Annotated in this window: 10 protein-coding genes; 4 read left to right on the top strand and 6 right to left on the bottom strand. The window is 45.7% G+C overall.

Annotated elements, in window-relative coordinates:
* Positions 1–760 precede the first annotated feature (760 nt).
* Together OP864_RS15130 and OP864_RS15135 are read left to right on the top strand one after the other, a co-directional pair.
* A complete protein-coding gene (locus tag OP864_RS15130) occupies positions 761–1,255 on the top strand; it encodes a hypothetical protein (RefSeq protein WP_270098984.1) in 495 nt (164 codons plus the stop codon).
* Between the two features lie 185 nt (positions 1,256–1,440).
* Complete coding sequence (locus tag OP864_RS15135; RefSeq protein ID WP_432423425.1) at positions 1,441–1,908, top strand: DUF6896 domain-containing protein; 468 nt, start codon at positions 1,441–1,443, stop codon at positions 1,906–1,908.
* A 90-nt stretch (positions 1,909–1,998) separates the two neighbouring features.
* Here OP864_RS15135 and OP864_RS15140 read toward each other — a convergent pair whose 3' ends face one another.
* Positions 1,999–4,143 carry a S9 family peptidase gene (locus OP864_RS15140; RefSeq protein WP_270098986.1) on the bottom strand — a complete coding sequence of 715 codons (2,145 nt, stop codon included), beginning with the start codon at positions 4,141–4,143 and terminating at the stop codon, positions 1,999–2,001.
* A 356-nt stretch (positions 4,144–4,499) separates the two neighbouring features.
* Between OP864_RS15140 and OP864_RS15145 the strand changes: the two genes are divergently transcribed.
* Entirely contained in the window at positions 4,500–4,925 is a 426-nt protein-coding gene (locus OP864_RS15145; RefSeq protein WP_270098987.1) for a hypothetical protein, read from the top strand.
* A gap of 70 nt (positions 4,926–4,995) precedes the next feature.
* Here OP864_RS15145 and OP864_RS15150 read toward each other — a convergent pair whose 3' ends face one another.
* Positions 4,996–5,451 (bottom strand): Rab family GTPase, encoded by a 456-nt coding sequence (locus OP864_RS15150; RefSeq protein WP_270098988.1) that lies wholly within the window; start codon positions 5,449–5,451, stop codon positions 4,996–4,998.
* A 181-nt stretch (positions 5,452–5,632) separates the two neighbouring features.
* Here OP864_RS15150 and zupT point away from each other — a divergent pair, with 181 nt between their 5' ends.
* Positions 5,633–6,457 (top strand): zinc transporter ZupT, encoded by an 825-nt coding sequence (zupT, locus tag OP864_RS15155; protein WP_270098989.1) that lies wholly within the window; start codon positions 5,633–5,635, stop codon positions 6,455–6,457.
* A gap of 215 nt (positions 6,458–6,672) precedes the next feature.
* Here the strand turns inward: zupT and OP864_RS15160 are convergent, their stop codons facing one another.
* The 4 genes from OP864_RS15160 to OP864_RS15175 form a co-directional block, all read right to left on the bottom strand.
* Entirely contained in the window at positions 6,673–7,467 is a 795-nt protein-coding gene (locus OP864_RS15160) for a DUF4249 domain-containing protein (RefSeq protein ID WP_270098990.1), read from the bottom strand.
* 4 nt (positions 7,468–7,471) lie between these two features.
* Positions 7,472–9,799: a TonB-dependent receptor gene (locus tag OP864_RS15165; RefSeq protein WP_270098991.1), complete on the bottom strand. Its 2,328-nt coding sequence runs from the start codon at positions 9,797–9,799 to the stop codon at positions 7,472–7,474.
* A gap of 307 nt (positions 9,800–10,106) precedes the next feature.
* On the bottom strand, positions 10,107–12,134 hold the full coding sequence (locus tag OP864_RS15170) for a M1 family metallopeptidase (protein ID WP_270098993.1): 2,028 nt from the start codon (positions 12,132–12,134) through the stop codon (positions 10,107–10,109).
* 210 nt (positions 12,135–12,344) lie between these two features.
* Complete coding sequence (locus OP864_RS15175; RefSeq protein ID WP_270098994.1) at positions 12,345–13,556, bottom strand: NAD(P)-dependent malic enzyme; 1,212 nt, start codon at positions 13,554–13,556, stop codon at positions 12,345–12,347.
* Positions 13,557–13,652: the final 96 nt, after the last annotated feature.

A 13,652-nucleotide genomic window follows, 5' to 3' on the forward strand; every position in this document is an offset into this window, starting at 1 on the left:
AGCTTAGAAGGTGTATTTTGGGGTTCTTGGACCTAATTTATACCTTAGAGGACCCCTATTTGGGGCTTGTGCAACCCCATCGCCCTAGTTTATTAGTCCCTCAACTTTTCCTTGGAGTTTGAAAAAGGGAGAAAAAGAAAGTGTCTTTTAGCAGCTGGGCAGTTTTGGGCCCTTAGAAGCAAGAAAAGCGAACAAGGACTTTAGTCCGTCAGTTCGCTCAAGTCTACAACCCTGGGCTTCAGCCCAGGGCCGCTTAAATAAGCTTAAAGATTATATTGGCTAGCCTTTTCTTCCATGGGCTGAAGCCCATGGTTGCGGGTCTGAGCAAACTGGCGGGCTAAAGCCCTTGTTTGCTGATGGGGCCTAGTAGAACAGAAAATCCCCTCGAATGAGGGGATGACGATTTTTTAGCTAGCCTAGGGCCTTGGCCCTAGGGTTTCTATGAAATTTATGGGGGAGAAAAAACAAAATCAACCTACCGAAGAAAAAACAACCCTTGTTCAAAGCGGTAGAGGATTTTAATCCTCTCCGCACTATAGATGTAGAATGGGGTTGTTGTATGGCTGTAGGTTTCAACCTGCAGCCACAGCTAGCAGGCGGCAGGCCCCAAAAAATAAAAACACAAAACTTTAGGCAGTCCTATTTTATGCCGTTAATTGGAACTTAGCGCTAGGATTATTCTTTAAGGGGAGAGACTAAATAACAACTGAAAAGAGTAAGAAATATGGATGATGATTTTTATCCCTTAATTGATCGTGTGATGGCGCTCTCTAAGGAGGAATACCGAGAAAAAGTTATGCAGCCTTATCCGCTAATAGATGCATTGAGAGCAGAATTAGGAGAATCGGCCGAAATTTATGATAACTTCGATCTTCCAAGGGTGAGCGCTTATGTTAATCACCCCACATTTAAGTATGGGGAATTAGAGATTAACTATAGTACGACTATAGTCATTTCTAAACTAGTGGATGTAGTACGCCTAACGTTTTGTTGTACTGTGAAAAACCCAGATCCTAAGGCTTGGGATAAACGGATTGATACAGAGAGTTACTTTGAATACTTTACCCAAGAACAATTTGATTTGGACGAAAAACTGACTACATTTTTTGATCAGCATGGGATTCACAAAATCACTTACAGTGAAGAGGAATATGTAATCCCTGGATTAGACTTTGTTCATGAGGGGATGAAGTTTTTTGGCGCGCAGCCTAGTGCAGGAATGCTGTTTTTTGAAGACTTTTTCGATTATTTATAGCGAATAAAAAGGGCCGAAGGCCAAATCGGCCTAGGGGCCTGAAAGGGGGCCGCGCAGCGGCAGACCAAGGGCGAAGCCCGCAGGGCCGAGCAGACCTGCGAGCCCTGCAAGGGCCCGGCCGCCGCAGGCGGCAGGCCCCAAAAAATACAAATACAATAGCGTAAAAAAATGATATTTAGACTGATATGTATGTGAAACTGAAGAAACAGTTATTGATCTATGCTGAGAGTATTCGATGCTTTGAATTTGCATTGATGAATAAGTATACTATAAAAGGTCAGCCGTATTTCTTTCAAAAATTATTTCCTTCAAAAGGAGTAATTTCCGTACAGGGCCAAGCTGTACATTACAACTATCATGGTGCAGGCTGTAGTCTTAAATTTCCTAGTTTCGATTTAGATTATAATGTAGTAGGATTAGGGGAGGGGGATTTGTACATATCCTTATGGAGCTTTAAAGAGTTTTATAGGTCTCAAGAAACTATAGCTGAGGATATCCCATTACCTCAAATGCTTGCTTGCTTAGATCTTTTTGTACAGGATGGATTATTAGTTTGTTATGCTGAAAATAGTCATAGAAGCTATTTTTTTTCTGAAAATTGCTTGGATGAAAATGATATAAGCATGACTAAACTATTGAATAGAATGAACTAATGTTTATGCGCTCCTAGTTCGGGAAGGGCAGGCCCCAAAAAAAAGAGCGGGCAAATCTGCCCGCTCTTTTCTATTTATTTCCGCCAAAAGTTAGTTCAACTTATCTTCAATATACTGCAGTACCTTGCGCATCAAATGCACCCGATCCTTGCCGCGCACATTATGCGGATGGCCTGGATAAACAAAGTAATCTACCTGCTTTTCGGCTTCTACAAAGGCTTGAATAAGGCTGTGGTTATGTTGCAAAACGACCACATCATCTACACTGCCATGAATCAATAAGAGATCGCCCTGCAATTGATCTACATAATTATGGAGGCGATTTTTGGCATAGCCTTCAGGGTTTTGTTCTGGACGATCCATATAGCGCTCGCCATACATCACCTCATAAAATTTCCAGTCGGTTACTGGGCCACCCGCTACACCAACACGGAAAACACCTAGCTGACGAAGCATTAAAGAAGTGGTCATAAAGCCACCAAAGCTCCAACCATGCACCGCCATCCGATCGGCATCTACAAAGGCTTGTTGCTTGAGGTAATTCACCCCAACCAATTGGTCCTGCATTTCCACTTCGCCCAATTGGCGGTGGATGATGCTCTCAAAATCAAAGCCTCGATTTGCCGAACCGCGATTGTCTAGGGTAAAGACCAAATAGCCTTTTTCGGCCTGCTGTTGCATCCAGAGCGAAGCGCCGCCCAACCAACTATTGGTCACCATTTGGGCATGTGGACCGCCATAGACATAAACAATAACAGGATATTTTTTCTTCGGATCAAAGTCAGAGGGCTTAATCAAACGCGCCTGCAAATCAGTACCATCGGCAGCTTTGAGTGTGAGTAGCTCGGTGGTGCCTACCTTATAATCTTTCAAGGGATTTTCGGCCTTGATGAACTCCCGCTTTAGTTTTCCGTTTTTGGTCGAGATCAGTTGAGCGACATTAGGCGTGCTGATGTTGCTATATTCATCCAACAACCATTTGCCGTTGGGACTCAATTGGCAGTGGTGCTGCCCTTCTTCCTTAGTCAGTTGCATTTGCTTTTTGCCGTTTAGGGCAAGCTTGTAGGCATACAAATTAAGACCAGAAGGGTCGGTGCCCATACAAATGACCGATTTTCCGCTGCTGTCTAGGCCCAAAATTTCTTCTACTTCCCAATTTCCCTTGCTCACGGCATTGAGCAATTTGCCCGTTTCAGCCTCATAGCGATACAAATGCGTAAAGCCATCTCGCTCACTCGCCCAAAGAAATTCCTTGGGGTTGTTGGGCAAAAACCAAACGGCTTTTTCTGGCTCTACATAACGCTCATGTTTTTCCTCAAAAAGGGTTTTGATGAATTTGCCCGTTTTGGCCTCATAAACGTTCAAACGCATGGCATTTTGGTCGCGATTGATCTGCGCCAAATAAATTTTTTCACTTTTTGGGCCCCAACCCAAATTGGTCAAATACTGATCGGCTTCATCGCCTTCAATCTTGAGGTAAACGGTTTGTCCAGATGCTGGATCAAAAACGCCTACTCGAGCTTTTTCACTGGCTTGGCCAGCCATCGGGTACTTAATATTGCGCAATTTGGCGGGGGTGCTGCTAATATCGACCAAAGGATAATCGGATACCTCCGACTCGTCTTTTTGGTAGAAGGCCAAATATTGCCCATTAGGCGACCAAAATAAGCCCTTGCTAATGCCAAATTCACTGCGGGCAATGGCTTGGCCCGATACAATTGCTGGATTATTGAAACGAGTAACCGCCGTTTTTTCCTCCTGCTCCGTCGCCAAATAAATATTGTTGTCTATCGTATAAGCCAAACGGCCCGTCTCTTCATGAAAGGCCAGATTGGCCGCCTCCTGCGGATAAGCCACCCACTTTTTGCCTTTCTTGCTTTTGTAGTCGTAGCGGTAGTAGGCCTGCCTAAAAGAGAGGAAAATCTCTGTCTTAGACAAATAGCCAAAGTTGGCAATATAAGGAACCTGCTCCCCAAAAGCCGCCTGCAAATCCTTGGTCGAAAACAAAGATTCTGGCGCCTTTTTGCCCTCATAATAAAATACTTCCTGATAACGAGGCCCCGATTGCGTAAAGCCCTTGCCGTCTTCCCGCCATTGCGCTACTCTCAAATGCTCTGGCCGAAATTTTCGCCATTGTTGCATCACGGCATCTTCCAAACTTAAACTTTTTTGCGCCTGCAAGCCCAAAGGAGCCAACAATAAAAAGGCACAAACTAGAATACTGAATTTTTGCATTGCTATTTATTATGATGATTAAATTTTTTTTGGGGCCTCCCGCCTTCGGCGGGCGCTACGCTTTGGGGCTCGCAGGTCTGCTCGGCCCTGCGGCGGCTGCGCCGCCTGGGTCTGGCCTACGGCCACCCCGCCGCATCGCTAGGCCAGGCCGAGCCCTAAAGATAAGGATTTTGCTTAGGCCTTTCGGGGCCAGCTAAAAGAGTACTACAATTTAACAAAAAAGGCTTTTGCCCTTTATTTTATAAAATATTAAATTTTCTACCAACTATTTGCCCCCGACGATCGTTTTGTAAGAAAGAAAATGAATGAAGGGAATCGAAATAAAATTTCCCATTCCCTATAAAATTATATACCCTATGAAAAAGCTATACTTTATACTCAGCATCTTGGCCCTTCAGTTTATGTTTGTAGGGCAAATGGCCGCCCAGGCCCAAAAAACTTTGGTCCGCTCTATTGCCCTAGAGGGACGCACTGAACTCTTGGCTAGCCTGCCTGGCCAGGTAGAGCTTCAGGTTTGGGACAAAGATTTTGCCCGACTACAAACTATTGTAGCCGTAGAAAACTGCCAACAAGTAATTCTGGACCGCCTAGTGGCCGTAGGCCGCTACGAAATTGCCCTAGAAGATATGGGCACCGCCTACAAAATTATTATGCCCAAGGGCCAAAAGGTGGTTAAACTCAAAGGCCAAGCCCTAGAGGAAGAAATGAAGTTTATTCTTTATATTCCTCAAAAGGTGGCTACTGAAATTGAAAACTTGGCCATGAATAATAGCGATCTCTAAATCGCTAAAGGCTGGACGAAAAAAAAGAGAAAGGAGCTCCTTTCTCTTTTTTTTTTGCCTACATCTAGACCTAAAACAACTTCCAAATCTCCTGAATATTTTCTGCCGTCTTTGCGCTGCAAACCAAAATGGGTTCTTGGGGCAAAGCCGCCAGCCGTTTGGCCAAAATATCTTCGTCTAGTAGGTCTTGTTTATTGGCCAAAAAATGAAGTGGAATATCGGGATACTGCCGGCTCAAAAAAGTCAGATCTTTTTTTGCCTGCTCAAAAAGCTGAGGGCGGCTGAGGTCTACTACATAAACAATATGCTTGGCATTGATGAAGCGAATGGCGGGAATTTTTTCTTGGCCCACTTCTCCGCCCAAATCCACAAAAAAGTAATGGTCTTTCCCTCTTTTGTGCTCCAAAAAACGGGGACCAATTGTCGTATGATAACTGCTCTGAAAAGTATCTCCTAGTAGTTGGGCCAAAATGCTACTTTTGCCTGCGGCAAAGCTACCTGTAAATATAATTTTACTGTTTTTCATCACAAAGGGTCTTTGGTTCTGTTTAGTCTAAGTCTGTATTCAAAAGTACGCAATAATCACTGCCTTTTGCCTAAATTTGCAACCTAATTGCAAGAAAGCTCGGTTTTTCTCCTTAGATTTAGCCGAATCTTATTTTTAGATAACACTAAAATAAATACTTCCTTATAAATCATTATACATAATGCACGAACATTTTTGGGCTGCTTTTGGCCTGACTGTATTGGCGGGTTTGTCTACAGGTATTGGAAGCGCTATTGCTTTTGTAGTAAAGGGGCGCAATTTTAATTTTTTGACGGTTTCTATGGGTTTTGCGGCAGGAGTGATGCTCTATGTTTCCTTTATGGAGATTTTTCCGCATGCTTTGGCCCATTTGGACCACAGTCATAGTCGACATTGGGGCGTACTGGCTTTTTTTGGGGGGATGATCTTAGTGGCCCTAATTGATAAAATGATTCCCCATGAGGAGAACCCTCATGAGTTGATGACCGAAGAGGAGTTGGATGAGCAGGAGCCGGGACAATTGGAGCGGCAAAACAGCAAAAACGGTAAACTAATGCGGGTGGGTTTGCTCACGGCTTTGGCCTTGGCCCTACACAATTTTCCGGAGGGTATGGCTACTTTTGTAGCGGCTTTAGAAGACCCCAGTTTGGGCTTAACCATTGGGTTGGCTATTGCCTTGCACAATATTCCCGAGGGGATTGCGGTCTCTATGCCCGTTTATTATGCTACGGGCAGCAAGTCTAAGGCCTTTTGGTACTCCTTTTTGTCTGGGGTGGTAGAGCCCGTAGGCGCAATTCTTATTTTTGCCCTTTTTGGCAATGCTTTAGATGAGACGGTCATGTCTATTTTATTGGCTGGGGTAGCTGGAATTATGGTCTTTATTTCTCTAGACCAATTGCTGCCTTCTGCTCGAGATTATGGGGCGCACCATTTGTCTATTTATGGAATGTTGGCTGGAATGGCCGTCATGGCAGTCAGTCTGCTAATGTTGGGCCATGCGCACTAATATCGTTTAGGCGCAAATAAGGGAAGGCTGCTGTGCATAAGCACAGCAGCCTTTTTTTACGAGCCCGAAAGGCCCAGCGCTGCGGAGCGGGTGGCCGAAGGCCAGACCGAGCAAAAAACTTGTTTTTTGCGAAGGGCCGAGCGAATAGCGAGCCCCGCAGCATAGCGGCGGCCGCCCATGGGCGGCCGCGGGCCCCAAATCCTTATTAAAAAGAATTATTGCGGCATTTCAATTTGGAGTTGGTGGCGGTGGATGATGCCAAAATAGCCTAAAATACTAGGGTCGTCCCAATTTCCTTTGGGGTTGTAGGGCACGCTAGCCGAGGCGCCAGATTGGCTGACCTCCGAGACCTGTTCAAAGTAATCGTAATAGGCCTTATTGACCGAAATCAGTTGCAATTGGATGCTATCTTCAGGCTCGAAAGGTGGGCCAAAAAATGGCAAATCGAGATAATCGCCGTCGCGGAGTTCGTCTTCAATGAGGATGTAATTATCCTCTATTTCGCCATTGGTCCAGACCTTCGTGCGGTAGTAGTTGGCCGTATCGGCGGGGTCCTGAAAATGGTAATAGAGACGGTAGCCAATTTGGCCGCCAAAGGGAAAGCTAAACTCTTCATAGCTCAGGCTATCGAGCAAGACCGAATTGGGGCAGGCGGCCGCGGCCGAAATTTGGCGGCCATCGGGCAGGCTAATGCTCATAAAGGCAGAATCGCCGGCCTGAATTTGCAGACTATCGGCCCAATAGTAGCCATTATTATCGCTTTGGAAGCTATAATTTTGGCCATTGAGCGAAAGCGTAATGCTGGCCCCATTGACCATCTCAAAATCGTTACTTTGGTAAAAACCGCCAGATTTAGAAAGGCGAACCTCCGCTCTTTGGGCATCGCTCAGGATATTCGCCTCCACAATGGTCTGCTGTGCGGACTCCTCCAAATCGAGGATAATCACATCTTGGCAGGCGGTAAAAGAAAGGGCCAAAAGGCATAAAAAGCAATATGATAAACTGCGCATAAGATTAAAATTTGAAGTTCCAGCTAATAGAAGGGACAATGCCAAAGAGGGCTAGGCGAACGGCTTCGGTGCCTGTACCGGCCTCATTTTCTTGGAAAGAAATGCTGTAGGCATTTTTTCGGTTGTAGGCATTATAGACCGAAAAGTTGATATCAGAATACCATTTTTTGCTATCTCGGAAGACATAAGTGGCGCCAATATCTAGGCGATGATAATCGGGCATGCGGTCGCCATTTCGGCTAGAAAAGAGATTGACAATTTGGCCATCCACCTCATATTTTCCAGAAGGGAAGGTAATGGCATCGCCAGTATAATAGACCCAAGCGGCCGAAAGTGACCATTTTTTAGTAATATCATAGACCCCAACGACAGAAATATCGTGGCGGCGGTCTTGTCGAGCCGAAAACCAGTTGCCATTATTGATATCGGCAAATTGGCGTTCTGATTTGGAGAGGGTATAAGAAACCCAACCCGTAAATTTGCCTTGGCGTTTGCGCAAAAAGACTTCCATACCATAGGCGCGGCCTTGGCCAAAGACCAATTCGGCTTCTAGGTCTTCATTCAGAAAGGTTTCGGCCCCATCTTCATAATCAACTTGATTCCCTAGTTGCTTGTAGTAGCCTTCTACACTAAATTCCAGCTTATTATCGAGGAAATTTCGGAAATAGCCCAGCGCAACTTGGTCGGCATACTGTGGCTTAATCAATGGGGTAGAGGGGGCCCAAATATCGGTGGGTGTGCCCGAGCTGGCATTAGACAAAATGTGTAGATATTGATAAATGCGGTTATAAGAGGCCTTGATTGAGCTCTTATCGTCTAGCAAATAAACCGCATTCACCCGAGGTTCTAGCCCAAAGTAAGTATTGAAAAACTCCCCAGAGCCGTAGCTCACGCTATCAATGGCCTCATTGGCTTCATTGTAGGTTTTTACGGTAGTGGCGCCAATATTGGAAAAAGAAGTGAGGCGCAAACCGTAGTTCATGCTCAGTTTCTTATTAATTTTATGCTGATTGCTAATGTAAGCCGCATTCTCTAGGGCATATTGTTGGGCCAATTTGGCCGAGCCCAAAACATCATCGGTCTCCGAATCCTTAGCCTCAAAACTGCCTGGACGGAAGTTGTAATAAAGCGACTGCCAGCCAAATTTGATGTTGTTATTGGGGTTGAGGTAGTAGCTATAATCTTGCTTGAGGTTGAGGTTGTTAATTCCAGCCGATAAATCAATATCAAAGTTATCGGTGCGCACGGCAAAGCCATAATCATACTCACTATAGACAAAAGTGGTATTGGCAAAGAGCTTTTCATTAAAGAGGTGGTTCCAACGAAGCGTCAGGGTGGCATTTCCCCAATCTAAACCCGAACCATCAAAGCCAAAGACATCTCGGCCGAAATAGCCCGACAGATAAAGGCGGTCTTTTTGGCCCAATTTATAGTTGGCCTTCAGGTTCAAATCATAAAAATAAAGCGAGCCGCCATCAAAATCATCGGCCACCAACTGAAACATCAAATCGGCATAGGTGCGGCGGCCAGACACAATAAAAGAGCCTTTATCTTTTACGATTGGTCCCTCTAAGGTCAGCCGAGAAGAAATGAGGCCCAAACCTCCAGAACCCGAAAACGTTTTGCTGTTTCCGTTTTTCATATGTACATCCATAACCGAAGAGGCCCGCCCACCAAACTCAGCCGGCACGCCTCCTTTATACAATTTCACATCCTTGAGGGCATCCGAATTGAAGACCGAGAAAAAGCCCAAAAGGTGGGCCGCATTATAAACCGGAGCATCATCAAGCAAAATTAGGTTTTGGTCTGCATTTCCCCCACGCACAAAAAAACCACTGCCGCCCTCGCTACTGGGGCTCACCCCAGGCATCAACTGAAGGGTTTTGACAATGTCTTGCTCCCCAAAAATAACGGGCACTTTTTTGGCCTCTTTCATATCTAGCGAAAGCACGCTCATATCGGTACTTTTCACGTTCTCATCGGTCCGCTCATCGGTCACGACAACCGCATCTACGGTGGTCGATTCTGGCAAAAGCTCGATGTCTTTAACCAAATCCGCTTGCAAATCAATGGTGTCCAAAACAGTCTGATAACCCACATAAGAATAAGAAACCACATATTGCCCCTTGGGCAAACTCAGGGCATAATAGCCGTACTCATTCGTGCTCACGCCCATGGCCTCGGCAGGAATGGCGACATTGGCAAATAACAGTTCTTCTCCAGTTTCGGCATCTCGAAGATAGCCCGATAAACTGACTTTTTCCTGGCTCCAAAGCTGGCTGCTAAAACAGAACAACAGAAGGACTAGGCCCAAATAAGGGAGGGATTGCATGCTGTAATAATTTTGATGGTGAAATCTTGGGGTGACTACTGTCTACTAAACGCAATTAAAGTTAAAAGCGCCCAAAGAACTTAAGCCTTATCGAACTTCTTCTCGGCTTTTTGGCCCAAGCGCTCTTTTTTATAGACGAATTGAATAAAGGGGAGGGGCCCGCGGCCAGCAAGCTGGCCGCCGCTACGTTGCGCAGCTCGCTATTCGCTCGGCCCTTCGCAAAAACAAGTTTTTGCTCGGTCTGGCCTTCGGCCACTGCTGCACATCGCTGGGCCTGCGGGCCTTCGGCCCTGCAAAACCGCAGATTTTATTCTACCCACTTATAATCGCCCAAAAGAACTTGCTCTATATAGTAGTAGCCCGCTTGGCTCTTTCCAGAATGCGGATAAAGTAGCCAGTCTTGGCCCGCCGCAGTACGATAATAGAGCCGGGCCGATGGAGTCGGCTGTTTTAGGGCCAGCTCGGCCGGAACGCTAGCTCCTTTTATCCGTCCTCTGATTTGCCAGTAGGCTTCGCCCTCCGCTTCGGGATAATAGGCCAAATGCAGCTGCTCGGCAGCTAAACAAGGCCGCTTAAAACGAAAGTCTTTTATTTGGAGCAAACTCAGCTCTTTCTTTTGACTGTTCCAATCTTCAAAAAAATGCTCAAAACGAGCTTGCACCAAACTTTGATTGGGGTTGATCCAAGCATAAACAACAGGGGCTGCTAACTCTTTCCAATGAAATTGCTGTTTCTTTTCGCTAAGCAGAATTTCACGGTCTACATATGCGCCATTAGCCAAAAATAAACGAATCTTCAGCGGAAGCTTTTCATAGAGGCTATCTCTTCCTATAAGCTGCTGCTCAATAGTCAGCTGGATGCTATTGGCCCCAATTTCTTCCTGCACAATATGCAAACTGGGCCAACCTGCTTGCCACAACCAATTTTTGAAAAAAGGCTGCATATCTTGTCCTAACTCTTTGCTCAAAAACTGGCAAAACTCTTCGGTCGATAAGTTTTTGTAGGCAAAGCTATCCATAACAGCCTGCATCCCTTGCCGAAACAGACTGTCTCCCAAATAATGTCTTAAGTTATGGGCCACCAAACTCCCTTTTTTATAGACATGGCTGCCATAAGTATGCGCCCAAGGCACTGCCGCCACTGGCCGATGCCCTCCCTCTCGCTTAGGCGCCTGATATAAACTGATGGCTAGGTTTTTTTGCAAAATGGGCAAGGCCTCTTTTCGCCCATAACAGGCTTCCTTAAACAGAAACTCGCAATAGCTGGCAAAGCCTTCGTTGATCCACATATCTTCGGCCTTGGCGCAGGTAACCAAATTGCCCCACCAATGATGAGAAAGCTCATGGGCCATCAAACGCTCTTGCTTCAAACTGCCGTCTACCGCATAGAGGGGGTAGGCTATCAAACTAGCGTGCTCCATGGCCCCAGCCTCAAAGGGAACCATGCAAAAACCCACTTTGGACCAGCGGTAAGGCCCAAACCAATACTCAAAAGCCGAAAGCGCCTGCGGCAAATGAATAAAAGACGCCACCGCCTTTTGACTGTCTTTTTTTGGAACGACTAACGCAATGGGTATGGACGAATTTATGCCCGCAAAAGCTTGGGTTATATCGCTATAGTTAGCCACGGCAATGGCCGCCAAATAGCTAGGAATAGCCTCTTTTTGTTCCCAACTTCTTTTCCTTAAACCATTGGTTAATAGACGGTCTTCAACCAAAAGACCATTGGCGTAGCCCGCAAGACTGTCTTTGGTGATTAACGAAATACTGTAAGTTGATTTATCTTGAAAGTTATCGACGCAGGGAAACCAAATTCGTCCATAATTATGGGGGTTGTCGGCAAAGCCCACGCCCATATTGTAGGCAAATCCTTGCTCAAAGTAAAAGCCGCCCCAGCTTTTGTCTTCTTGGGGCGCTCCTTCATACAGTACTTCTACCTCAATGGGGTTTTTTAGGCTATATTTTTTGGGCAAGCGAATGAGCAAGAGGGGATCATTATGCTTAAACGCACGTTTTTTACCATTAACTTTTACGGTTTGGACCTTGAGTCCCTGTAGGTCCAGTTCTATTTCTTTTAGGCCTTTTCGCAAAAGTTGAATGCGCAAAAGGGCCTTGCCCTTCAAAAATCGTTTGTTAGGGTCCAAAAGCTCCAACTCCAAGGCATAAGAGAGCACATCCATATCTTTTAGTCGATGCAAACTCGATTTTTGGAAAGCCTGGCCATCCCAGCCTTTTTTCCAGGCGGCTTCCTTCAGCGCTTGGCAATCTGGACAATGTTGGGCGGTTAGCGAAAGGGCCAAGAGCCCAAAGAAGAGGGGCAAAATTTTTTTAATCATTTTTCAATTTTTTTTGCTTTATTAAGCAGCAGTTTTTTAGAAGGGCTCGTTTTAAAGGAAAGAAATTACAGCAAACTGTTCGCACAATTTCTGAAATAAAGGCAAAATAATGAAAGTGGCTCTGGGCAAGAGGGCCACTTTTTTTATGACAAAAAGACCCAATTGCTGTGGCAATTGGGTCTTTTTCATTTAGGCAGAAAGCTATACAGCTTAGCCATTGTATCCGGTCATCTCATCGGGTAGGCCCATTTCGGCTAGGGCGGCTTCCTTAACGGCTTTGGCCACCTTATAGGCAACTACCTCATTGAGGGCTGGAGGAATAATCATGTCGCGAGTGGGCGGATGCACACAGTCGGCAATGGCATAGGCAGCGGCCAACTTCATTTTGGGAGAAATGACCTTGGCGCGAGCATCTAGGGCTCCGCGGAAAATACCGGGAAAACCAAGTACATTATTCACCTGGTTAGGCAGGTCAGAACGGCCTGTACCCACTACTGCAGCCCCACCTTTATAGGCTTCTTCGGGCATAATTTCGGGAGTTGGGTTGGCCAAGGCAAAGATAATAGGATCTTTAGCCATGGTTCTGATATCATCGGCATTAAGGATATTACCCACACTTACACCAATAAATACATCGGCTCCCACAATGGCATCTTTAATAGAGCCCGATTTGTTGTTGGGGTTGGTATAGCCCAAAGTAGCTTGCTTAGAGCTATTGAGGTTTTCTCTATCGCGGCTAATAATCCCCTTACTATCGCAAAGAATAATTTCTTTGACGGGAATACAGGCCGTATTATTTTCATTATCGATACAGCGCAAAAGGCGAGCGATAGCTACCCCAGCGGCGCCAGCACCGTTAATGACCACAGACAATTCCTCTAGGGGTTTGCCTACCAACTTGGCGGCATTGATTAGGGCGCCCAAAACGACAATGGCTGTACCATGCTGATCGTCATGAAAAACGGGAATGCCCAAATCTTGTAGGCGTTCTTCCACCTCAAAGCTGCGGGGAGCGGCAATATCTTCTAGGTTGATGCCACCAAAAACGGGAGCGATTCGGCGGACAGTTTCCACGATTTCATCTACATCTTGGGTATTGAGGCAAATGGGAAAAGCGTTGATATGGCCAAATTGGCGAAAGAGCATCGCCTTACCTTCCATAACGGGGATAGAAGCCTCTGCGCCAATGTTTCCAAGGCCCAAAACAGCAGATCCATCAGAAACGATGGCTACGGTATTACTCTTTAGGGTATATTCCCAAACTTTCTCAGGATCTTTGGCAATTTCGATACATGGGGCGGCTACTCCGGGAGAGTAGACCAAAGAAAGGTGCTCACTGGTGCGCACATCCATTTGATTGCGGATGCCAATTTTTCCTTTCAGTAAGCTGTGAAGTTTCAGTGATTCTTCTGAATAATTCATGAATAAACTAGCTTTTATTGTCCCAAAATAGGGTATTGATGGTGTTGTTTAGTTGATGGCTTCGCTATCAACTGCTTAGCTACGAACGCTTGTTCG

This window comes from Saprospira grandis (genome assembly GCF_027594745.1).
Classification (GTDB): domain Bacteria; phylum Bacteroidota; class Bacteroidia; order Chitinophagales; family Saprospiraceae; genus Saprospira; species Saprospira grandis.

Bases quoted from the DNA above. Each gene is read 5' to 3' on its own strand.
- OP864_RS15130 (WP_270098984.1), top strand. From the start codon at position 761: ATGGCGCTCTCTAAGGAGGAATACCGAGAAAAAGTTATGCAGCCTTAT.
- OP864_RS15135 (WP_432423425.1), top strand. From the start codon at position 1,441: ATGTATGTGAAACTGAAGAAACAGTTATTGATCTATGCTGAGAGTATT.
- OP864_RS15140 (WP_270098986.1), bottom strand. From the start codon at position 4,143: ATGCAAAAATTCAGTATTCTAGTTTGTGCCTTTTTATTGTTGGCTCCT.
- OP864_RS15145 (WP_270098987.1), top strand. From the start codon at position 4,500: ATGAAAAAGCTATACTTTATACTCAGCATCTTGGCCCTTCAGTTTATG.
- OP864_RS15150 (WP_270098988.1), bottom strand. From the start codon at position 5,451: ATGAAAAACAGTAAAATTATATTTACAGGTAGCTTTGCCGCAGGCAAA.
- zupT (WP_270098989.1), top strand. From the start codon at position 5,633: ATGCACGAACATTTTTGGGCTGCTTTTGGCCTGACTGTATTGGCGGGT.
- OP864_RS15160 (WP_270098990.1), bottom strand. From the start codon at position 7,467: ATGCGCAGTTTATCATATTGCTTTTTATGCCTTTTGGCCCTTTCTTTT.
- OP864_RS15165 (WP_270098991.1), bottom strand. From the start codon at position 9,799: ATGCAATCCCTCCCTTATTTGGGCCTAGTCCTTCTGTTGTTCTGTTTT.
- OP864_RS15170 (WP_270098993.1), bottom strand. From the start codon at position 12,134: ATGATTAAAAAAATTTTGCCCCTCTTCTTTGGGCTCTTGGCCCTTTCG.
- OP864_RS15175 (WP_270098994.1), bottom strand. From the start codon at position 13,556: ATGAATTATTCAGAAGAATCACTGAAACTTCACAGCTTACTGAAAGGA.